17 protein-coding genes and 2 tRNA genes are annotated in these 22266 nt (G+C 46.4%); 9 read left to right on the plus strand and 10 right to left on the minus strand.

Annotated features, from left to right (window positions below; translation table 11 throughout):
- The 3 genes from VM802_RS26640 to VM802_RS26650 all read right to left on the minus strand — a co-directional run.
- A partial coding sequence (locus VM802_RS26640) for a TlpA disulfide reductase family protein (protein WP_325536470.1) occupies nucleotides 1–1075 on the minus strand: 1075 nt, incomplete at its 3' end.
- Nucleotides 1076–1108: 33 nt separating this feature from the next.
- Complete coding sequence (locus VM802_RS26645) at nucleotides 1109–1798, minus strand: YggS family pyridoxal phosphate-dependent enzyme (RefSeq protein ID WP_325536472.1); 690 nt, start codon at nucleotides 1796–1798, stop codon at nucleotides 1109–1111.
- A gap of 196 nt (nucleotides 1799–1994) precedes the next feature.
- On the minus strand, nucleotides 1995–3137 hold the full coding sequence (locus tag VM802_RS26650; RefSeq protein WP_325536474.1) for an acyl-CoA dehydrogenase: 1143 nt from the start codon (nucleotides 3135–3137) through the stop codon (nucleotides 1995–1997).
- Between the two features lie 257 nt (nucleotides 3138–3394).
- Between VM802_RS26650 and VM802_RS26655 the strand changes: the two genes are divergently transcribed.
- The gene (locus VM802_RS26655; protein WP_325536476.1) at nucleotides 3395–4342 is read left to right on the plus strand and encodes an arginase; all 948 of its coding nucleotides are present in this window, start codon (nucleotides 3395–3397) and stop codon (nucleotides 4340–4342) included.
- Nucleotides 4343–4417: 75 nt separating this feature from the next.
- Here the strand turns inward: VM802_RS26655 and VM802_RS26660 are convergent, their stop codons facing one another.
- Entirely contained in the window at nucleotides 4418–5506 is a 1089-nt protein-coding gene (locus VM802_RS26660) for a DUF3810 domain-containing protein (protein WP_325536478.1), read from the minus strand.
- A 14-nt stretch (nucleotides 5507–5520) separates the two neighbouring features.
- Here VM802_RS26660 and VM802_RS26665 point away from each other — a divergent pair, with 14 nt between their 5' ends.
- Nucleotides 5521–6399, plus strand: coding sequence for a fructosamine kinase family protein (locus VM802_RS26665; protein ID WP_325536480.1), 879 nt, complete (start codon nucleotides 5521–5523; stop codon nucleotides 6397–6399).
- Here VM802_RS26665 and VM802_RS26670 read toward each other — a convergent pair.
- On the minus strand, nucleotides 6393–8816 hold the full coding sequence (locus tag VM802_RS26670; RefSeq protein WP_325536482.1) for a PAS domain-containing hybrid sensor histidine kinase/response regulator: 2424 nt from the start codon (nucleotides 8814–8816) through the stop codon (nucleotides 6393–6395). The two genes, VM802_RS26665 and VM802_RS26670, sit on opposite strands and share 7 nt — an antisense overlap.
- A gap of 248 nt (nucleotides 8817–9064) precedes the next feature.
- Here VM802_RS26670 and VM802_RS26675 point away from each other — a divergent pair, with 248 nt between their 5' ends.
- From VM802_RS26675 to plsX, 3 genes are read left to right on the plus strand one after another with little or no spacing between them, the layout of a single operon-like run.
- A complete protein-coding gene (locus VM802_RS26675; protein WP_325536484.1) occupies nucleotides 9065–9607 on the plus strand; it encodes a YceD family protein in 543 nt (180 codons plus the stop codon).
- Between the two features lie 12 nt (nucleotides 9608–9619).
- A complete protein-coding gene (gene rpmF, locus VM802_RS26680; RefSeq protein WP_106528459.1) occupies nucleotides 9620–9814 on the plus strand; it encodes a 50S ribosomal protein L32 in 195 nt (64 codons plus the stop codon).
- A 49-nt stretch (nucleotides 9815–9863) separates the two neighbouring features.
- Entirely contained in the window at nucleotides 9864–10817 is a 954-nt protein-coding gene (gene plsX / locus VM802_RS26685) for a phosphate acyltransferase PlsX (protein WP_325536488.1), read from the plus strand.
- A 114-nt stretch (nucleotides 10818–10931) separates the two neighbouring features.
- On the opposite strand, the gene VM802_RS26690 is transcribed toward plsX, so the two are convergent.
- Nucleotides 10932–14735 (minus strand): sensor histidine kinase, encoded by a 3804-nt coding sequence (locus tag VM802_RS26690; protein ID WP_325536490.1) that lies wholly within the window; start codon nucleotides 14733–14735, stop codon nucleotides 10932–10934.
- A 118-nt stretch (nucleotides 14736–14853) separates the two neighbouring features.
- Nucleotides 14854–15624: a nucleoside triphosphate pyrophosphohydrolase gene (gene mazG, locus VM802_RS26695; RefSeq protein WP_325536492.1), complete on the minus strand. Its 771-nt coding sequence runs from the start codon at nucleotides 15622–15624 to the stop codon at nucleotides 14854–14856.
- 258 nt (nucleotides 15625–15882) lie between these two features.
- Between mazG and VM802_RS26700 the strand changes: the two genes are divergently transcribed.
- Entirely contained in the window at nucleotides 15883–18138 is a 2256-nt protein-coding gene (locus VM802_RS26700; RefSeq protein ID WP_325536493.1) for a Tex family protein, read from the plus strand.
- A gap of 213 nt (nucleotides 18139–18351) precedes the next feature.
- Here the strand turns inward: VM802_RS26700 and VM802_RS26705 are convergent, their stop codons facing one another.
- The 3 genes from VM802_RS26705 to VM802_RS26715 form a co-directional block, all read right to left on the minus strand.
- Entirely contained in the window at nucleotides 18352–18861 is a 510-nt protein-coding gene (locus VM802_RS26705) for an Ivy family c-type lysozyme inhibitor (RefSeq protein WP_325536495.1), read from the minus strand.
- 172 nt (nucleotides 18862–19033) lie between these two features.
- Nucleotides 19034–19813, minus strand: coding sequence for an enoyl-CoA hydratase-related protein (locus VM802_RS26710; protein WP_325536497.1), 780 nt, complete (start codon nucleotides 19811–19813; stop codon nucleotides 19034–19036).
- An 8-nt stretch (nucleotides 19814–19821) separates the two neighbouring features.
- On the minus strand, nucleotides 19822–20805 hold the full coding sequence (locus VM802_RS26715) for a DUF3667 domain-containing protein (RefSeq protein WP_325536499.1): 984 nt from the start codon (nucleotides 20803–20805) through the stop codon (nucleotides 19822–19824).
- Nucleotides 20806–20944: 139 nt separating this feature from the next.
- Here VM802_RS26715 and VM802_RS26720 point away from each other — a divergent pair, with 139 nt between their 5' ends.
- The 3 genes from VM802_RS26720 (at nucleotide 20945) to VM802_RS26730 (ending at nucleotide 22110) form a co-directional block, all read left to right on the plus strand.
- Complete coding sequence (locus tag VM802_RS26720) at nucleotides 20945–21793, plus strand: hypothetical protein (RefSeq protein WP_325536501.1); 849 nt, start codon at nucleotides 20945–20947, stop codon at nucleotides 21791–21793.
- A gap of 139 nt (nucleotides 21794–21932) precedes the next feature.
- Nucleotides 21933–22005 (plus strand) — tRNA-Gly (locus tag VM802_RS26725).
- A gap of 19 nt (nucleotides 22006–22024) precedes the next feature.
- Nucleotides 22025–22110 (plus strand) — tRNA-Leu (locus VM802_RS26730).
- The last annotated feature ends 156 nt before the right edge of the window (nucleotides 22111–22266 follow it).

The raw sequence follows: 22266 nt of genomic DNA on the forward strand, positions 1-22266 counted from the left end.
TCTGCGGATCGGCGGGTGTTACGCCGGTGATCAGCACCGGATATTGTACATCAAAACGGCTCAGGAAACCGGAAAGGCTCTTCTTTGACTTTTCGAAGTCAGCCGTACGTTCATAGGCCAGCCCTAACACTTCTACTCCCCTATGTTTGTTTTTCTTGTACCAATCGCTCAGGAAGCCGGTTTCATCCATACAATTGGGACACCAGGAACCCATCAGTGTGATCACTACCACTTTGTTTTTAAAGCGCTCATCTTTGAGGCTTACTTTATTACCATTGAGATCGGGGAATGTAAAATTCAGTTGTTCCTGACCAGGCTTAACGGTGGCGAGTGTTTTTTCATCCTGTAGTTTTGCATTATTGTTTTTTACTGCACTCCAGGATTCCACATGATCGCCGATACCAGCAAAAAAGCGACCGTTGGTAATACTGTCCTTCCCAACGATGCCGGTGAATACGTAGGCATGTGAACCGTCGAATGTGGAGAGCTTCAGGGTATCTCCGTCCATGATACCATCCAGGAAGCGGTAATCGCCGGTGGAGGTCAGAAAGGTACCATGAACAACATTGCCCTTTTGCCTGAACTCGCCAATAGCGGTGGAAGGGGCTTTGTCGCCGGCAGCTATAAACTGAGCGGGCCAGCGGCCTGTAACCTGCCTGGCAGCGGGGGCGTGTTGTTTAAAACGTTCGGGGGTATTGGGCTTTGCAGTAAAAGCGATGCTGACATCCTTATCGGCCAGATGCCTGATCCATTGGCCATCCAGTGATCCCCCGGCAGCAAAACGCGCCTTAAACTCAGAATCAAAGAAAGGCATCTTGATAAAAACAGAGTCTCCGGCAGTCTTCACATCATCTACCAGCAACCTGTCTGCCGCATTCAATACATACAGTACTTTTTTGCCCTGTGTATCTTTTACTTCAAAATTAAAAACAATATCTACTCCATCTGTGCGGTGGAGCCGCGCCTGCCAGACGCCATTTTTCAATTCATTCTTTTCACCTGTTCTGCCGGCATAGCTGCTATTGCAAGCCAGGATGCCCATCCCGGCCATTAAGCTGATCCATAGTTTCTTCATAAGACTTTCATTAAAAGCGTGATCGGGATGAAATTACACTTTGTTGTAGTTCCTTTCTCCAAACAGCAGGCTTCCGATGCGTACCATAGTACTACCCTCCTGCAGGGCAATGGTATAATCTGCGCTCATACCGATGGACAGTTCCCTGAAATAATTCTGATTGTTAAAAAATGTGTTTTTAACAGACCCGAATAACTGATGGAGCTGGTGGAACTCTTTACGGATCTGGTTTTCGTTGGCTGTATTGGTAGCCATTCCCATCATTCCGACAATGCGTACATGTTCAAACGATGCAGGGGCTGCTACCCAGGATGCAAGCAGTTGCTGTAACTCCTGCTCGTCCATACCAAACTTTGTTTCCTCCGCAGCGATGTGCACCTGCAACAAACAATTGATAACACGCTGGTGCTTTGCGGCCTGTTTGTTGATCTCCTGCAGCAGTTTCAGACTGTCTATTGCATGAATGGTATGCACAAAAGGTGCAATATATTTTACCTTATTGGATTGCAGGTGGCCAATAAAATGCCATTCAATATCAGTTGGCAGCTGTGCCTGTTTATCAGTCAGTTCCTGTACGTAATTCTCTCCGAAAATCCGCTGTCCTACAGCATAGAAAGCCTCTATATCTTCCACTGGTTTGGTTTTGGAAACGGCTACCAGGTTGGCATTGTAGGGTTTCAACTGTTGCAGGACTTCATTATAAGCGGTGATGTTAATTGCCATCCTGTAAAGGTAGTGTAAGTTTCCCGCAAAGCAGCAAAGGAGCAAAGAGCAAAGGACTTTTTAAGTGAGCAAAGAACTGTTTTATAGTCCGGAATATTATCGGGTACCACTACACAGTCTTATTTAACTTAAAAAATCCTTTGCGATCTCTGCTCCTTTGCTGCTTTGCGAGAAACCTACGCTGCTTTGCGAGAAACTATTGTGTTAGGATCGCTCTGCTGATCACGATACGTTGTACTTCGGAAGTACCTTCATAGATCTGTGTGATCTTGGCATCGCGCATGAGACGTTCCACATGGTATTCTTTCACATATCCGTATCCGCCGTGTACCTGTACGGCTTCTGTGGTTACCCACATGGCAGTTTCGGAAGAGAACACCTTGGCCATAGAGCCACTCAGGGTATAGTCGAGATGGTGATCTTTTTCCCAGGCCGCCTTGAGGCAGAGCAGACGGGATGCTTCAATACGGGTAGCCATATCCGCCAGTTTGAACTGGATAGCCTGATGCTGGGATATTTCCTTACCGAACGCTTTTCTTTCCTTTGAATATTTAAGCGCCAGTTCATAGGCGCCGCTTGCGATACCCAACGCCTGGGATGCAATACCAATGCGGCCGCCTGCCAACGTTTTCATGGCAAACTTGAAACCGAAGCCATCTTCACCGATCCTGTTCTCTTTTGGTACTTTCACATCCTGGAACATAATGCTATGTGTATCACTGCCACGGATGCCAAGTTTATTTTCTTTTGCGCCTACGGTCACACCGGGACTGTTCTTTTCAACGATCAGGGTATTGATACCTTTGCTGCCCTTTTCCGGGTGGGTTTGGGCCATTACTAAGTATACGCTGGCGGAGTTACCGTTGGTGATCCAGTTCTTGGTACCATTGAGCAGGTAGTGATCTCCCTTATCTTCAGCGATGGTACGCTGCGAGGTGGCGTCAGATCCGGCTTCGGGTTCACTCAGCAGGAAGGCGCCGATTATCTCTCCTTTGGCCAGCGGTACGAGGTATTTCTGCTTTTGTTCTTCGGTACCGTATGTTTCCAGTCCCCAGCACACCAGGGAATTGTTCACACTCATAACAACTGAGGCAGAAGCGTCTATTTTCGAGATCTCTTCCATTGCCAGCACATAGGAGATGGTATCCAGTCCGGCGCCCCCATACTTAGGGCTTACCATCATCCCCAGAAATCCCAGTTCTCCCAGCTTTTTGATCTGTTCAGCAGGAAATTTCTGGTGTTCATCCCGTTCAATAACACCTGGTAATAACTCCGTTACAGCAAAGTCGCGCGCAGCTCTCTGTATCATCAGGTGTTCTTCTGTCAGTTGATAGTCCATGGTTATAAATTGTGTTTGTTTTGTACAGTGATTGCCTCAAATTATTTATAAATCAGGAGGTAAAAAAATACGCGGATTAAAATTCAATGTTGTCAACCATAATCCGGGAATTATTGAATAAATCGTTACAATTGAGCAACTGTGTTGGAATTGGTTCATACATTATATTGAACTTTTTCATCATTATAACGGCGTACGCTTTTGGGGGTTGTCATAAAATCCTGTAGCTTGCCGATAATGAAGATTACGCAGTATTTATGAAGAATATCAAAATTATTGAAGTTAAATCAGAAATAGGTGCGGGTACACGTGGGGCAAGCCTGGGAGTGGATGCGATCAAGATTGCAGCCCTGGACTTCATGAGCAATTTTTTTGTACACTTTCCTACGGAAGCCATTGAAACGGAAAACAAACTGCTGTTTGAACCGATTGAATCCCCGTATGCGAAGCGTATAAAGGGGACACTCAGCATGTATGAACGTATCAGCAAAAGTGTATGCGAGACCGTTAAGGCCAACTGGTTCCCGGTATTACTGTCCGGAGATCACAGTACTGCCGGCGCTACTATTGCAGGGCTGAAGATGGCACATCCGAAAGCCAAGCTGGGCGTGATATGGATTGACGCGCATGCTGACCTCCACACCCCTTACACTACGCCTTCAGGCAACATGCATGGTATGCCACTGGCTACCGCCATTGCAGAAGATAACCTTGACTGCAAGGTGCATGATCTCGATGATACCACCAGCAAAATGTGGAATGCACTGAAGAACATCGGCAAAATTGCACCCAAAGTATTACCGGAAGATATAGTTTTCATTTCCCTGCGGGATTATGAAAAAGAAGAAGATTACCTGATCAAGCAATATGGCATGAAGGTGATCACTACCAGTGAAGTACGCCGCAAAGGTCCTGAGAATATATCCCGTTCTGTGTTCCGATACCTGAGCGACTGTGAGTATATCTATGTTTCTTTTGATGTGGACAGCCTTGATGCTTCTATTTCAAGGGGAACGGGGACACCTGTAAGCAATGGTCTCCGCGAGCGTGAAGCAGAAGATCTTATTGCCAAATTCATGCAGCACCGCAAGATTTGCTGCTTTGAAATCACAGAAGTGAATCCAACACTGGACAGGGAGAACCTAATGGCGGAAATAGCCTTTAATATCCTGCAACGCAGCGTAAATGTGCTGATGATGAACTAGGGCAGGGCCTTTGGAGTTAGCTTTTGGGGTTTAAAAAATCAATCTTCAGCAAACACTAAAAGCTAATTCCCTGCGCTACTCCTTGATTCCAAAGTACGCTACCAGCCAGCCTGTCACTTCGCCGTAGCTGCGGATACCTTTTTCCTGCTTATTGGCCTTCAGGTATTTGTCGTACATCTGGGCAGAATAATCCTCTATTTTACCGCTGTACTGTTCATAAAATTTAATGATGGCTTTATAATCGGCTTTTACTCCCGGCACTGCCTTACTCCAGACGGTGCGGGCCAGTGTGGTGTCTTTATATGCCAGCTGGCGGACACTGTAGAGGAACATATCGAAATTGGCCGCATAACGGAAACGGCTATCCGGAATACTGGTTGCTGCCAGGTAGCCCACGAAGTTGGCTTCCTCTTCCGGCGCATAACCCAGCTGGTGGGCAATTTCATGGCAGGTAATGAATGGATGCAGTACGGCAGGCGTGGTGGTGTTTACCTGCGCTTCATTTGTGAACGGATTCAGATAACCTGTAGTACCAATATAGTTCAGCCATTCGCCGAAGAGTGCGGGTTTGATACTGGGTCTTTTATAACGCAGGGCTGGCCACTTAAGCGCTGCCGCTTCATAGGCAGTAATGGCTTTATGAAAAACGGCCGTATCACTGAGATCCGTTTGGGTAACACCGGTGGTATCGCCCAGCTTTGCTTTTTCCGCGTTCACAAGCTGTACCAGTGTATCGGATAAATGGTATAGCTGTTGTGTATTAATGGCGCCCGTAACAATGCCTGTATCGGACAGCAGTGTGTTACGCTCATAGTTGAAGCCCCACAATATGAGAAAGGCCAGGTATAGCTGCAACAGGCTATGTATGCCTTTCAGGGCCAGCAGCCCTACTTCTGCCCAGGCAAGGCGGATAAGTTTATAACATACATTTAACAGAAAAAATACGGCGGTTACAATCCAGGCTGCATATATTACGTCGCCGACACTGAAAGGCACTATACCTGTTATCTGACGAAAAGCCGCACTACTCCAGCTGTACCACCTATGGAAGTAGAAATCACTGAAACGATTACTTAAGGCGAACAACGCTTTTAACAATAGTATAGCCGTAAGTGTTAGTACGATACGGAGAATCTTCTTCTTAACTTTGGTGTTTGTTTCCATATAAGCGGTGAAACATGATAGATGAAATTTTACAAAAGCAACTGAGTACAGCACTTTCCGATCAACTAAAGGTGAAAATACATATTAATGAGGCAAAAAGTGTACAGGGGGGAGATATAAATGAAACATTTCGTATAGCCACGAACGAAGGGTATTATTTTCTGAAGATGAATGATGCCAGGCGTTACCCTGATATGTTTGCGCAGGAGTACGCGGGGCTGGAGCTGTTGCGCAGCACGCAAGTGTTGAATATTCCCAGGCCGCTGGCCTTTGGCAGTGTGAGCGGGCGTTCCTATCTGGTTATGGAGCTGATGCTGAAAGGTAATGCGGTAAATGATTTCTGGGAGGATTTCGCTGTTTCTTTATCGGGCATGCATCGCAGGAGTCATCAGTACTTTGGCCTGGCTGTTCCCAACTATATTGGTTCATTAAAACAATACAATACCCCTTATAGCAGCTGGTCTGTGTTCTATGCATTCAACCGCCTGATGCCATTGACGAAAATGGCATATGATCAGCAGATCCTTGACAAACATATGATGCAGCAGATGGAGCGGCTTTGCCGCAGGCTGCCACAGATATTCCCCCCAGAGGCGCCGTCTTTGCTACATGGCGACTTATGGTCCGGCAATTTTATGGTAGGGCAGAATGGGAAAGCCTGTATTTTCGACCCCTCGGTTTATTATGGGCCCAGGGAGATGGACCTTGCTATGACAAGGCTTTTTGGTGGCTTTGACATCCGCTTTTACCAGGCATATCAGGCAGCCTGGCCGCTGGCTGCAGAATGGCAGCAACGGATAGGCGTCTGCCAGCTGTACCCGCTACTGGTACATCTGATCTTGTTTGGAGGAAATTATTATAGCAGTATCCGTGAGATATTGCAATCCTACTGAGCAGTGGTATCTATAAACTGGCGCATCCTTTTGTGTTCTTCTTCCACCACGGGATAGTTTTTATTTACATCATCTACGATTTCGTTAAACAGGGCGACGGTCGCCTCTTCGTGTTCCGGCTGGTTGGAGCGAAGGGTATTTTCGAGGGATTGCATTTTTGCACTGATCCAGGTAAGGCCCACCATGGCGAAGTTGGGTTTCAGTTTATGTACCTGGAATTTCATGGCTTCCCAGTCTTTGTCATTTACCATGACGCGCAGTTTTTCGAGTTCGTCACGGATGGTTCTGATAAAGATTTCAAACAGGTCTGCTGCATAGGAAATATTGTTCTCATAGAGAGCTGTGAGGTATTTCACATCCAAACCTTCGTGAAACTCAAATCCACTGATGTTCTGCACTTCTTCCATTATTAGTTCTGTTTCTTCTTCATTGAGATATTTATTAAACACCTGCAAGAGCTGATCTGGCGTGTAGGGTTTCGTCAGAATGTCGGTGATTCCCGCTACTCTGGCCATGGTGGCGGTGCTTTCCATTGCCACGGCCGTAGTGGCGATAACAGGTGTAGCTACGTTAGGCTGGTTTTCATCGGATCTTATTTTCTGCGCCAGTTCCAGTCCGTTCATGCCGGGAATACGGATATCCATGAGGATAAGGTCATATTGCCGTGAGTCCAGGAACCAGGTTGCATCGGGTCCGTTGGTAGCCAGCTGATAGTTGATCTTGTATTTTTCCAGCAGGCTCATGATATACCTGAGATTCATCGGGTTATCTTCCACTACCAGTACGCGGGCGCCGTCAAAGGTGCGTTGTACGAGTTTTCGTCCGGGTTTTCCTCCTGTTGCAGACAGGGGTTTCCTGCTGTCCATAAAGGGGAGGTTGAAGCTGAAACAGGTACAGAATCCGGGTACATCTTCCACAGTGATAGTTCCTCCCTGGAGTTCCACCAGTTGTTTGGCGATGGCGAGGCCGAGGCCTGTTCCGCCGTAATTGGCGCGTATATCGTCTTCCGCCTGCTTATAATTGCGGAAGATCAGCTCCAGTTTTTCTTTTCTGATACCTATACCAGTATCGCATATGCGAAAACGTATCCACAGTTTGTTATCGAGCCAGCTTTCCTCCACTGCCTTGATGGCGATGGTTCCTTCTTTCGTGAACTTTTCTGCATTACCTAACAAATTGAGTAATATTTGGTTCAGTAATCCATCATCCCCGATGAGCCAGGTGTTGATGGCGGCATCCAGTTCGGCGGTAATCTTTACCGGGCGCCGGCCCAGTTTCAATTCAAAGGTATGCTTTAATGACTGTATCAGTTCACGGAGATTGAATTCCCGCTGGTTAATCCGCAGTTCTCCGGCTTCTATCCGGGAAATATCCAATATATCACTGATTATACCCAGCAGTATGCCGGAGGAGTGTTTCAGGATGTTTACGTATTCCTGTTGTTGTTCGTCCAGGCGGGTTTCGTCCAGCAAGTGTGCCATTCCTATGATGGCATTGAGCGGCGTTCGTATTTCATGGCTCATGCTGGCGAGGAAATCTTTCTGGGCGAGGCGTGCTTCTTCGGCTACCCGGTGGGCTTCTTCCAGCTCGCGTTGCAGGTTCTTCTGGTCTGTGATGTCCATATGGATACCTGCCCCACCGGTGATTTTGCCGTGGCGGTCATATACATTAGCGGAGCTGGCTAATATCCAGCGGCGGGAGCCGTCTTTCAGGACAATTTCCATATCATATACAAGCGGCACATTATCGTCCATTCGATGTCTGCGTAGCTGGCGGGCATAGGCGCGGTTCTGTTCCGGCACAAAAACATCTGTGATGTTTCTTCCCAGGAGTTCTTCTTCTGTATAGCCGGAGAGGCGGCAGAAGCTTTCGTATACGCGGGTAATGTTACCTCCGGTATCTGTTTCGCACATAGCAGCGTTGAGATTATTCAGGAGTACTCTGAATTTCTCTTCATTCCGCTTTATTTCCTCCACAATGTTCTTGCGCCGGGTGATGTTGAGTATCTGCCAGATACTGCCACGGAAGGTGGCTGTATCGTCAAAAACGGGCATGTACATCACTTCCAGTACCTGTCCGCTGCCGAGGGTAATATCCCAGCCGTAAAAAGGCTTTTTGCTGTGAAGCAGGCGGTGGATCTTTTCCTCGAAGGCGGCCGGTTCGGCCATCAGCGGTTTGAAATAAGCGATTAATGTGGACAGCTCTGTATTTACAGGGAAAGGCGCTGACAGATAGTTGAGAAATACATTGTTGACCCAGCGGCATTCATGATTTTCACCGGTAACCAGTATTCCTGCGCGGGTATTGTTGAGCCAGGTGGTAATTGGTAAAGACAGCATACCGGTTGCCGCCGTTGCCTTTTCGCTGCTGGCAACAGGAGGGATTATTGGCCCTGCTTTCTTTCCTATGGACGTCATGCTCTATGGAATAAGGGGACTTACGGGTTTTTCATTATTATGTTGTATGATGAAAATCAGGTATGAGATTAAGAGCTGAATTGACTATCTTTGCAACTCACGCCTGATGCCGCATACAGCAAATATGGCAGATATTTTATTATATAAATATATATAATTAGGATATCGTTAGTGAACAAATTTATGAAATTTTTGCAATTGCAAATATTTAATTACCTTTGCATCCCTCTAAAAGTGAGGACATTGATATGAAACCACTCCGCGAATTTGATATTGCCTTTGTAGGATTAAAACCAGGGGTGCATTCATTTCAGTATGAGATCGGAGACAGTTTCTTTGACAACTATGAAGGGCCGCAGGATTTCAGCAACTGTAAAGCGAGTGTAACGTTGAGTCTGGACAAGAAGATTAATTTCTTCATGCTGAAATTTGAAATAGGCGGTACTGTGACAGTAACATGTGACCGTTGCGGAGAACCATTTGAGCTGCAGTTATGGGATGATTTCAACCAGGTAGTAAAGCTGGTGGATAATCCTGAAGAAATGAGCGGCGAAGATGCAGATCCGGATGTAGCGTATATCTCCAAAACAGAGAGTCATCTGAATGTGGCTGACTGGATATACGAGTTCATCCTGCTGAGCATCCCGATGCAACATATCCATCCTGATAAACCGGATGGCAGCAGCGGGTGCAATCCTAAGGTGATCGAAATGCTGGAACGAATGAACCGGCAGGCAAAAGAAAGTGATAACCCAATCTGGAAAGGATTGGATAAATTTAAGGACAATTAAAAATTAAATAAAATGCCAAATCCTAAACGCAGACATTCTCAGCAAAGATCAGCAAAGAGAAGAACGCATTATAAGGCGGTAGCGGATACATTAAGCACAGACAGCGCAACCGGAGAAGTGCACCTGAGACACCGTGCTCATTGGGTAGAAAACAAACTTTACTACAAAGGAAAAGTAGTGCTGGAAAAACAGAGCAGCGCCAAATAATTAATTTTACTAATTTTACCCGAAGCTAACAAGAACAAACTTGAGTTACATGAGAATCGGGCTTGATATGATGGGTGGCGACTTCGCCCCCGCAGAAGCAGTAAAAGGAGTAAAATTTTTTCTGGAATCCGTTGCATCTGATGCACATCTTGTACTGATAGGGGATGAACAACAGTTACATCCTTTGTTGGCAGATGCGCAGTTGGACCAATCAAGATATTCAGTTGTTCATTCATCCCAGGTAATCGGGATGAATGAACACCCTACCAAGGCACTGAAAGAGAAGCCACAATCTTCCATCTCTATTGGCTTCTATTTACTTAAAAACGAAAAAATAGATGCTTTCATCAGTGCTGGTAACACCGGCGCCATGATGGTGGGCACCTATTATTCTATTAAGGCAATAGAAGGAGTGCAACGCCCAACAATATCTACCCTTGTCCCCCGTGAAAACGGGACTTACGGCGTACTGCTAGATGTTGGTATCAACGCTGACTGTAAACCTGAAAACCTGGTGCAATTTGCCATTCTTGGTTCTCTGTATTCAAAACACATTCTGAAAACAGAAAATCCAAAGGTAGCCTTGCTGAACATTGGCGAGGAAGAAGGCAAAGGCAATCTGCTGGCCCAGGCAACCTACCCGCTGTTAAAAGAGGCCCAACAACTCAATTTTGTTGGCAACGTAGAAGGCAGAGACCTCTTTACCGACAAAGCCGATGTGATTGTCTGCGAAGGCTTTACCGGCAACGTTGTACTGAAACTGGCTGAATCATTCCATGAGATCGCGGTAAAACGCAATATCAAGGATGATTATATGGACAAGTTCAACTTCGAAGCATACGGAGGCACTCCTGTTCTCGGTGTTTCAAAACCTGTAATTATTGGCCACGGCATTTCACAGGGCCTCGCCTTTAAAAATATGCTGCTGCTTGCCGAACAAATGAATCAAAGCAAGTTGCTCGAAAAGATCAAAGAAAGCTTTGTGCCTAAACAGGAACAATAACAACAAACTTATTAAAGTAAAAAGCCGTTCTGCGACTGCAGAACGGCTTTTTACTTTAATAAGTTTGTTGTTCAGCTTGCAGGCTTTAGTTATGTCAAGCCTAAAAGCCTGCAGCTATTCCACCAACGGCAGTTTTACATAGAAAGTTGTGCCTTCATTCAGTTTGGTTTCAAACCAGATCTCGCCACGCGCCTGCTCTGCTATATTCTTGCACATAGCCAGCCCCAGCCCGGTACCGGATGACTTGGTGGTGAAATTCGGTACAAATATCCTGGACTGCACTTCCGGCGAAATACCGCTACCATTATCCGTGACGCTTACTATAACATAGCGGTCTGTGGTGGTTTGCAGCTGTACCACAATATGGCCCTTCTTATTCTCCGGAATAGCCTGGATACCATTCAGCACCAGGTTTGTGAACAGTCGGTTCATCTGCGTTTTGTCTGCAAACACATAACATTCCTCCCCAAGATCCACATAAATAATCTCACAGTCTTCCTGGCTCTGATATAATCCTGAGAGTGACCCCAGCAGCTCATTGAGCAATATCCTTTCATTATTGGGCTCGTCGATACGTGCAAATGCAGAGAAGTCGGAAGCTATATTGGATAAGTGCTCGATCTGCTCTACCAGTGTGCCTGCTACCTTGCGCGACAGCTCCTTCACGTTGGGCGAATCACCTGCAATAGCGCGTTGCAGATATTGTATACTCAGCTTCATTGGCGTAAGCGGGTTCTTGATTTCATGTGCCACCTGCCGGGCCATCTCACGCCATGCGCCTTCACGTTCACTTTTAGCCAGCCTGGCTGCACTCACTTCCAGCTTTCTTACCATCTTATTATACTCTTTCACCAGCGCTCCAATTTCATCATCCTTATCCCATTCGATCTCATCGTTGCGTTGACCAAGGTTCACGTGGCGCAGCTTTTCTGTAACCAGTGAGAAGGAACGTGTGATGGAATTGGTGATCAGCAGCGCTACCATACCGGCAATCAGGAAGATGAATGCATTGAGGTTGATCAACGCTACCAGGAAGTTGGAGATCTGCTGATTCAGTTCCGTCTGCGTAGCGAAGTAGGGGACATTCAGATAGGCAATTACATCGCCGGCGCTGTTGCGCAGCGGCATATATCCTGACAGAAAAGGCATATTCCCGATACGCTCCATCTGGATGAACTGGATGCGCTCTTCCCTGAACAGCTGGAAATAAGCCAGGGGATTTATCTTCCGGGATATAAGCCCCTTGTCTGTCATCATAGGCTGCGTGGTCAGCTGCAGGTTGCCATCGCGGTCGTACACGTTGATATCCAGCGCCCGCTCATTTGCAATATCAGACAACGACTCTGTGAGCCGTTCCATAAACACCGGATCAAATATATCATCAATTGCATCAGACATCTGCTGACGCTGTAATACATTCTCCATATCATTGGCCACCTCTCCCATTGTTTTGCTCAGGCGTTCGCGGTTCTGCGCCTCTGAACGCCAGATGAAGAACATGATGGTGGTAATACCCAGGATGATGAAAGAGAATACTACTACAAAGATGATGGTACCATGTACTTTCCTGCGGATGCTCACACTCACGAGGGCACGCAGGTTGCTCAACCGCATCCTCGCTTTGATAAGCAGGTCAAATATCTTGTACACGACAATAATGAGCAGGAACAGGCAGAACATGTAGGCAAACAATGTGATGAATTCCACAAAGCTCCTGTTCTCCTTCACCACAATCACCACTTTATCCGGCGGCGCCTTATAGATCAGCTCTGAGCGGCCATCTACCTTTTTCACCACCATATCGCCGGCTGGCAGATCGTTGGGATACAGACGGATGGGGAACGGGAAATCACTGTTATTACTTTTCAGCACTCCTTTGTCGTATACCGCATAGGAATATTTTGCTGATGATTCCCTGCCGGCATCATACAGATCTCCTTCCACCAGCAGTTCAGGATAGAGGCGCTCATTATTGATGACCTTGGGCCACAGTACATATACCAGCCAGCCGGTTCCGCTATGGTCTATACTACTATGGAATTCCTTTTTGCCTATATACCGGTAGTCGTTAAAGCTATTTTCATCATAATAAAGATCATTACCGCCCACACCTGCTGAAGAGGCTTCTGCATCAAAGAACATATGACGGTTGAACGAAACGAGGCTCACGGTATCCCCGGGATAGATGGGTTGTCCGTTTTCATCATACGGGAAAAACGCCACGGCAAAGCGGCTCAGGTAACCCTGGAAATACTTTTGCTGCAACAATGTTTCCAGCGAATATTTAGCGGGCTTCTCCCCTTTATTCTGGAAGAAATACTGCATATACTCGTCCTGTTCTATTTTCTTCCCAAGATCATTGAGCAGCATCTCGAGATAAGGGTCCCTTTGACGGGAGAGGTTTTCCGCTACCTTTTCACGTGCAGACAATTCCTTCTGGTTATTAAAATATACCAATGCGCCGGAAGTAGTGATGGTGAGCAGGAAAAGCCAGAACAGGAATGGCACGGTGGCTACGCTGTTCTCGAAACGGTCTGCCAGAAAATCGAGCAGCACGGTGTATACCAGCAACCATATCACCATGGTGATAGACAATGGTAAGTCGGGATTACCGGTGCGCAACAGCAGCCAGATAGTACCTACAGCTGCCAGCCAGATATACTTGGCGCGATACTGGAAATTAGTCAGTTCATTCAGCAGATAGTTAATGATCTGCGAGAAAAATAAAAAGCTGAAAGAGATGAAGCCCAGTACAACAAAGCCGATGACGCTATATTCAGTAAGACTGAACGGATTGGTGACATCAAAGGAGATCTTGGAATCTATCACAAGACTCTGAATCAGATCTGCCAGGAACTGCTCCAGGATATACAGCACCAGAGATGCTACAATGATAACGATACTCTGCAGCCACCTCTTCCTGATTACAGGCGGGTTGATGGTTTTCACATGCTCACGGAAAAACAGGATCATCCAGAATGTGAGCAGCACGTTGAGCAGGAGATCACCCAACGAGCGGAAGATCTCATCCTTGGCGTAAATAAGCGGATCAAAGATATTGAGCGCGCGCAGGTTGAAGGGGAAGGCATACATGTAGCTGAGCAGCCTCAGTCCGAACACCACTACAAACAGGAACAGGAAACCATACAGCGGGTTGGTGGTTTTGGCCAATAATGATGCAAACAGGTTGAGGAATATCAGTACACAGATGCAGCCCAGCACACGCAAGATCACGCTGAGTGTATTGGGTGGATGAACGTTGATGGATGAATTGTAATCGAGATAGAAAAGCGTTTGTCCCTTACCGTTATGCACCGGCTGAATGGTATGCTCCGGCAGCACCAGTGAGGGCAGTTCCATGTGAATATTGTATTCCGGGCCGAGTTCCGCCTTATCGTAGAAGTGGCTTACCAGGAAGCTGTTCCGGATAGCGTATTCCATGCGTACGGGTATTGCAGCTACCAGAAAACGTTGATGTCCGGCTACAGGAGCTAGTTTGTGCGTGATTACTTCATAGAAACCGTTCTTCAGTTTCACAAAGCGGGAGCCGGGCTGCAGGTTGCTTTGTATCTCCTCTGGCTGTACCTGGCTGGTGCTCCAGAATGTAAGCCAGGTGCCCACCGTGCTGGAGTCGTACGCAAACAGGTAGTAGCTGCGTTTATTGAGACGGCGCAGCGTTTGTTCGTCATAATTACGCTGAAAGAGGCTATTGACGGTAAAGGTGTCGTGCACCAGCTTATCGAACGACTGTTCCCGCTGATAAATACTTTTTTCCAGGCTGCGTCTTACGCCCTGCGGAGAAGAGTAGTATGACCAGTAGTTACTGAACAGGAAAGCGAAGGTGAAAAGCCACGCCGCAATGATCAGGAGATAGCCATGCCGCAGAAAGAAAAGACGTATTTCTTTAATGTCGATCAATGAATAAATATTTTGGGATTTTGAGATTTATGAATTTTGAAACAGTACGATTAAATTTTCCTGTTAAACATTAAAATCTCGCCGCATTTGAAATCTCAAAATTCACGAATCAAAAAATTCATAACTTTTCTGTTTCTTTTACTTTATTCCAGAGTGTATCCATTTCCGTTAAGCTCATATCATTGAGCTGGCGGCCCTGTTCGAGGGCGAGAGCTTCCATTTGCTGGAACCGGCGCTGAAATTTTTTGTTGGTGCGTTCCAGGGCATTTTCGGCATGGATGTTCAGGAAGCGGGAGTAGTTGACGAGCGAGAACATCACATCTCCGAATTCGGCTTCGATGTCGTCCTGATTTCCGTTCTGCACTACTTCTTCCAGCTCATTTACTTCTTCCTTTACTTTATCCCATACCTGTGTGGTGGTATCCCATTCAAAGCCGGTTTGTTTGGCTTTTTCCTGCAGGCGCATGGCTTTTACAAGGGCTGGCAGTGATACCGGTACCCCGCTGAGAACGGATTTCTTGCCTTCTTTCAGTTTCAGTTTCTCCCAGTTTTGCTTTACATCCTCTTCATTCTCCACTTTCACGTCTCCATAGATATGCGGATGCCGGTGAATCAGTTTTTCACACACGCCGTTGATCACATCATTGATATCAAACTGTTGCCGTTCGGAAGCGATCTTAGCATAAAACACCATATGCAACATGATATCCCCCAGTTCTTCCTTTATGGATTTCCAGTCTTCATCTGTGATAGCGTCAGCAAGTTCGTAGGTTTCCTCGATGGTGAGCTGCCGCAGCGTCTGGATAGTTTGCTTGCGATCCCAGGGGCATTTCTCCCTCAGATCATCCATAATATCTAACAATCTGTTGAATGTAGCTGTCTTTTCCATATCCGTAAAAATACTATGATTTAAGTGATTTATTCGCTTATCCTGACGGTGATTATGTGATTGTTTAGCCGGGGGATAAAAGTCTGTCCGGAAAATTAAAAATATCCGGATGTTTGAAAGGCATTTTAATTACATTTGCGAGCTGTAAAAAGAAGAGATTTACGGATTTGATTATCCAGATAAGCTGTTTCAGTAAGGACTTTCACGGGAGCAGGGTCAGGAAGGATCAAAAAATCGAAAATCCCAAAATGTATTGATATGAATCCGAAACACATTGCGCTCATTTCATCGGAATTAGGTATCGCTGCCAGGCAGGCGGAGAATACCATGAACCTGTTGTCTGAAGGATCAACGGTACCTTTCATCAGCCGTTACCGTAAAGAAGTAACGGGAAGTCTGGATGAGGTACAGATAGGTCGTATTGAAGACCTGCAGAAGCGTTACAAGGAAGTGGACGACCGTCGTGAGTTTATCATTAAGACCATAACGGAACAGGAGAAAATGACACCGGAGCTGCTGGCCAAGCTGGAAGCGACATGGGTACTGGCGGAACTGGAAGATATTTATCTGCCTTATAAACCAAAACGCAAAACCCGTGCTACTGCAGCTATTGAAAAAGGTCTGGAACCATTGGCCAAACTACTGTTTGAGCAGCAGGACGGCGACACTTCCGCAGCAGAAACATTTATCAATGAACTGGTGGCCTCTTCTGACGAAGCCCTGAAAGGTGCGCGTGATATTATTGCAGAATGGATCAATGAAAATGCAGAATGCCGCGACAAGCTGCGTAAGCTGTTTACCAATACGGGAAAGCTCACCTCCAGGGTTACTGAAGGCAAGGAAGAGGAAGGCAATAAATACAAAGACTACTTCGACTTTTCGGAAGACCTCCGCGATGTTCCCTCCCACCGTGTGCTGGCGATATTCCGTGCAGAAACGGAAGGTATACTGTTCAGCAGCATTGCACCTGTTGAGGAAGATGCCAACGCCATCATCAACAAGCAGTTTGTCACCGGTAAAGGCGCTGCAGCCGAACAGGTTACCAAAGCAGCTACAGATGCCTATAAGCGCCTGTTGCGCCCCTCACTCGAAAATGAATTCAGAGCAGAAGCCAAAGAAAAAGCTGATGCCGAAGCCATAGACGTATTTGCCGAAAACCTTCGTCAGCTGTTACTTGCAGCACCTCTCGGCCCCAAGGCAGTGATTGCCATTGACCCGGGCTACAGAACAGGTTGTAAGATAGTTGCGCTGGATAACCAGGGCAATATGCTGGATCATGATGTTATTTTCCCATTGGAAAAAAATCATAAAAGAGATGATGCAGAAGCCCTGCTGAAGAAATGGTCCAACCGTTACGATACTTCCGCTATTGCAGTGGGTAACGGTACCGCAGGTCGTGAAACCGAAGAGTTTGTGAAGAAGATTGACTTTGGTAAGAAGATCAACGTATTCATGGTGAACGAAAGCGGCGCATCTGTGTACTCCGCTTCTGAAGTAGCCCGTGAAGAATTCCCTGACCAGGACGTTACCGTACGTGGCGCCGTATCCATTGGCCGCAGGCTGATAGATCCGCTGGCAGAACTGGTGAAGATAGATCCGAAATCTATTGGTGTAGGTCAGTATCAGCACGATGTAAACCAGTCGTCACTGAAGCAGAGCCTTGACCGCGTTGTGGTAAGCTGCGTGAACAACGTGGGCGTAAATCTCAACACCGCCTCCAAGCACCTGCTGGCTTATATTTCGGGGCTCGGTCCTTCTCTTGCTGAGAACATCGTTAAATACCGTAAAGAAAATGGCGCATTCAGCAACCGCCTGCAGCTGAAGAAAGTACATCGTCTTGGAGATAAGGCATTTGAGCAGTGCGCGGGCTTCCTGCGTATTGAAAACGGCGATAACCCGCTGGACAACTCAGCTGTACACCCTGAGCGCTATACACTGATAGCCGAAATGGCTGAAAAGCAGCATTGCAGCATCCGGGAACTAATGAGTAAAGATGACCTGCGTAAGAAGATCAATCCGAAAGATTATATCCGCGAAGATGTGGGGCTGCTGACACTGGAAGACATCCTCAAAGAACTGGCCAAACCCAGCCGTGACCCACGCGATGAGATAGCCATTTTCGAATATGCAGAAGGCATTCATAAAATAGAAGACCTGAAACCAGGTATGGTATTGCCCGGCGTGGTTACCAACATCACTGCATTCGGCGCCTTCGTAGATATAGGCGTTAAACAGGATGGTCTCGTACACATTTCACATCTGTCAAATAAATTCATCAGCAATCCTAACGAAGCGGTTAAACTGAACCAGAAAGTACAGGTAACCGTGCTGGAAATAGATGCTGCACGCAAACGTATTTCATTGTCTATGAAAGACAATGAGAAAGGTGGCGGCAACAACGCCGGTCAACGTAGAGAGCCGCGTGAACGCAGAGATAACAAACCTGCGAAAGAAGCGCCTATGAATGACTTCCAGGCCAAACTGGCAGCGCTGAAGAATAAATTTGACCGTTGATGTTTTTGATGAGCAGAGATTGAAGCGGGTAATTGTCCGAACTGTGATTTTTGTGATTAGTTTGATGAAAGTGATAGGGGGAGGTCATGGAGAAGATTATAGCGGATAATAATTGACTAATTGACTTATAAAAAAGGGCGGCCCATTCAGGAATATGCTGAATGGGCCGCCCTCTTTTATATTCATTCATTTGTTTTCATGTATCGTCAATGGTCAACGGTTTTGCGTCCATTGGAGGAATTTATCCGGGTAATCAGTGTCTCCTTTTTCGCTGAAAAGCATGAGGGATTTATTGATCGTGAAACCTACGTAGATAATATCCCTTTCCATATCAATGGCGAAGGCAGCCTCATCTGTGCCGGATTTGCCAGGCATGTACCCTTCATTAAAGAGGACGCGGTTCTCTATCTCTACAGGGGGTGTTACTTTAAATCTTTCCAAAAAAGACTTGCGGGCTTTGCCGAGTAACTGGCCGAGGCGGGTTTTCAGCGGTTCTGTATCAAAGATACAGGCTTCTTCGACGTAGCGGCCATCGTATTTGATAAAGGAATTCCAGGAAGCTATCGGATCTGTCTGGATGGTATCCGCAATAGCGATCATGGTATCAACAGGTGTTTGTTGCACGTCATCAGCCAGCACAATAGCCCTTACATTCTGAGCAGGACCATTGCAGGCATTCATCCCTAAAGCCAAAGCCAGAGAGATTACCGTTATCGTTTTCACAGTCATGGTTAATATTAATTTTTCACAGAAGGGGAAAGCCCCGGATCAGGCACCACTAACCTATCCGTATCCGTTCCTGTTATATACGCAGGAGTATCTATGAAAGGATTAACAATTCAAATAATAAAAATACTTAATGATCGGTCACTAACATGCCGGACTTTACAGGTAACTATCTGCCTTTAAAATCGGGTATTCTTTTTTCGGTGAAGGCTTTCATTCCTTCTTTCTGGTCTTCTGAAGCAAAGAGCAGGTAAAAGTTCTTGCGCTCGAAGTGCAGCCCTTCTTCCAGGGAGGAATCGAAAGCTTTCAGTACGGCTTCCTTGGCCATTTTAACCGCCAACGGGGCCATAGCAGCCACTTCTGAAGCCAATTTGATGGCCTCATTGAGAAACAGCTCAACGGGCACTACTTTGTTGATAAGGCCAGCGCGTAATGCTTCTTCAGCGGTGATAAAGTGGCCGGTAAGCACCATTTCCATTGCAAGAGCCTTACCAACTGCACGGGTGAGGCGCTGCGTGCCACCAGCGCCAGGCATAACCCCCAGCTTTATCTCCGGCTGCCCGAAGCGGGCTGTTTCACTGGCTACAATCATGTCACATAACATGCAGAGCTCACAACCGCCGCCCAGGGCAAAACCACTCACGGCTGCGATGATTGGCTTCTTTGTTTTCTTGATAGCATCCCAGGTACTGAACTGGTCTGTATTGTACATATCCATGGCAGATTTTTCCGCCATCTGCTTAATATCGGCTCCGGCGGCGAATGCCTTCTCGTTACCACTAAGTACAATAACCCGCACGTTATCGTCGGCGTCCAGTAATTTAAGGGCGTCCCTTAATTCGCCCATCAGCTGAAGATTAAGGGCATTGAGTTCTTTTGGTCGGTTAAGCTGGATATGGGCCACATATGGGGCCACCTGTTGGTGTATTACGATATATTCTGGCTGCATGCCTGAAGTTACATAATAAATGAGAAAAGAAATATAAAGTAAAAAACAATCACAATAACCGATGCAGTGAAATAGCCAATAGTCAGTACCCAGGCTTTCAAGATGGCTTTCCACCAGGCCTGCTGATAAACATTCCTCAGTGCAATGACCAGGTAGACTAATCCAATGAACACTGCCCAGCTGATGATATTTTCTACCGGGAGAAGTTTATCCAGTATAACACCCAATAGCAATATGATAAAAAGGAAAGAATGGAAATGTATCGCAAAAATCCCGTGATCGGCATAGAGCCAACGTTTCCGGCTATGCATCAGTTTCATCAGCAATGCGAAAAGCGGCAACAGCAGGAACATCAGTTTGGCTGCATTGTGATGGAATACTTCAGTCATCACCTCCTGCACATCGGAGCTGCCGTACTTATCTTGCAGGTGGAGTAACCTTCTTAAGGAGGTTCTTTTAATCCCACTGTCCTTCAGTGAATCAGGAAGCTGCTGCTGTATGGAATCATATTGTGTCAGAGAAGCATAGTCAGTACTGTCGCTCCGGAACCAGGCGTCTTTTTCTTTCTTTAAATCTGTATAGCCTTCAGGATCTGCAGATTTCAGCTTTTCCATAGTGGAGCCGGAGCCATGAGATGCAGCAGCAGCATGTTTAGGAGCCTCTTCATGGCTTCCCATACCAGGGATACTGAAAACGCCCAGAAAGAACACAAAGGAAACAAAGACGTACAGTTTTATCGGATTCACGTAGCGTACCCGCCGGCCGGTCATATATTCCTTCGTCAGGAAGCCTGGTTTAAACAGCAGGTATTTAAGGGTGGCCAGGAACTGTGAATCATAGTGGAAAATATCTGCGGTGAAATGCTTTACCAGGTGGCCGAAGGTTTCATGAACAACAGTATTTTCCTGTCCGCAGTGAGTGCAATACCTTTCCGGTACTTCTGTACCACAGTTGAGGCAATGCTTGTCTTCTCTAAGAGGCTGTGTTTTCAAGTGTGATGAGTTATGGGCGAATAAAGATAGAGAAAAAAGCTTCTGAAAACCTAACACCCCAGATATACATCTGAAAAATTTTAAATTGAATTTTGCGTTTTACATTTGTATCATTGAAAATCATTGATTTTTATTTTTCATGAAGAAACTGTTTCTACTGTCATTTGGTTTACTGGCATTGGCCGGACAGGCATATAGCCAGTATTATTTCCAGGATATCTACAATACACAGCAGACCATCGACAATATGGCGCTGCTGAAAGCCAATAAGGTGAAGACCCAGAAAGTACTGACCCTGGATGCCAGTATGGATATTGACAACGACTTCAGATGTGAACGGTCGCTGAGCCCCACCTATCACCAGATGAGAGCCCAGACGCAATCAAAGGCTACAGGCTACTCCGCCATGACGTCCTCTTTTTCTTCAAAAGGACAGCTGACTAAAACCGTTGACAGTACCGAAGCCAGTATTACCGTTACGTTGTACCGCTACGACGCAGCGGGCAGGCTGCAGTATATCAACAGCACCGCTACGACCCGCGATAATAAGATGCGCTTTGACGAGAACCGCAGCTACAGCTACGACAACGCCGGCCACCTGCAACAGATGATACAGAAAAAGAGCGGCAGTGCCGACTCTGCTGTGGTACTCTTTAAGACCGACAGCAGCGGGAAAGTAACGGAAGAAGCGGAACAGCGGAAAGGCACACCAGTGAAGCGCACCTATTACAATTACGACAAACAGGGACACCTTACCGATGTATTCCGTTACAACACTGCGAAAAAACGTATGCTGCCGGACTATATCTTCGAATACAACGCGCAGGGCAGACTGAGTAAAATGACTACGATCAATTCGGCAACATTATCGTACACCATCTGGGAATATGAGTATCAGCCAAACGGGCTGCCACTTGGCGAACGCTGCTATGGTAAGGGCAAAGAGCTGCTGGGTAGTGTGCGATATAAGTATGACCTGAATCCATAGATGCAGGTAAAAATTATGGAATGCATAAAATCTTTCGTTTCAATATCAAAAAAATTTTGCAACATCAAAAAGATTGCTATCTTTGCAATCCCAACAAAAAAAGCCACTGTGGCTGAAAGCGTTGGTAGTTCTTAAACAAGCGGAAGTAGCTCATTTGGTAGAGCACGACCTTGCCAAGGTCGGGGTGGCCGGTTCGAGCCCGGTCTTCCGCTCAAGGTTTTACACCTTGATACCCTGGTGGTGGAATTGGTAGACACGCGGGACTTAAAATCCCGTTCGCAGCAATGCGAGTGTGGGTTCAACTCCCATCTGGGGTACATAAAACCGTCATAAATACTTGAAAGACAGTATCTTATGGCGGTTTTTTCATTCTCCAACTTTTCGAGTTTTCTTCTCATTTTTTACACATTATTTTCATTTTTAGCCACTTACGTGTTCAACTCCCATCTGGCTCAAATCCTCTACCAGCCGAA

The sequence above is a fragment of the Chitinophaga sp. genome, from assembly GCF_035538455.1.
Taxonomy (GTDB): Bacteria; Bacteroidota; Bacteroidia; order Chitinophagales; family Chitinophagaceae; genus Chitinophaga.

Bases quoted from the DNA above. Each gene is read 5' to 3' on its own strand.
- VM802_RS26645 (WP_325536472.1), bottom strand. From the start codon at position 1,798: ATGGCAATTAACATCACCGCTTATAATGAAGTCCTGCAACAGTTGAAA.
- VM802_RS26710 (WP_325536497.1), bottom strand. From the start codon at position 19,813: ATGCAGCCAGAATATATCGTAATACACCAACAGGTGGCCCCATATGTG.
- rpmF (WP_106528459.1), top strand. From the start codon at position 9,620: ATGCCAAATCCTAAACGCAGACATTCTCAGCAAAGATCAGCAAAGAGA.
- VM802_RS26720 (WP_325536501.1), top strand. From the start codon at position 20,945: ATGAAGAAACTGTTTCTACTGTCATTTGGTTTACTGGCATTGGCCGGA.
- VM802_RS26650 (WP_325536474.1), bottom strand. From the start codon at position 3,137: ATGGACTATCAACTGACAGAAGAACACCTGATGATACAGAGAGCTGCG.
- VM802_RS26665 (WP_325536480.1), top strand. From the start codon at position 5,521: ATGATAGATGAAATTTTACAAAAGCAACTGAGTACAGCACTTTCCGAT.
- VM802_RS26655 (WP_325536476.1), top strand. From the start codon at position 3,395: ATGAAGAATATCAAAATTATTGAAGTTAAATCAGAAATAGGTGCGGGT.
- mazG (WP_325536492.1), bottom strand. From the start codon at position 15,624: ATGGAAAAGACAGCTACATTCAACAGATTGTTAGATATTATGGATGAT.
- plsX (WP_325536488.1), top strand. From the start codon at position 9,864: ATGAGAATCGGGCTTGATATGATGGGTGGCGACTTCGCCCCCGCAGAA.
- VM802_RS26675 (WP_325536484.1), top strand. From the start codon at position 9,065: ATGAAACCACTCCGCGAATTTGATATTGCCTTTGTAGGATTAAAACCA.
- VM802_RS26660 (WP_325536478.1), bottom strand. From the start codon at position 5,506: ATGGAAACAAACACCAAAGTTAAGAAGAAGATTCTCCGTATCGTACTA.
- VM802_RS26700 (WP_325536493.1), top strand. From the start codon at position 15,883: ATGAATCCGAAACACATTGCGCTCATTTCATCGGAATTAGGTATCGCT.
- VM802_RS26670 (WP_325536482.1), bottom strand. From the start codon at position 8,816: ATGACGTCCATAGGAAAGAAAGCAGGGCCAATAATCCCTCCTGTTGCC.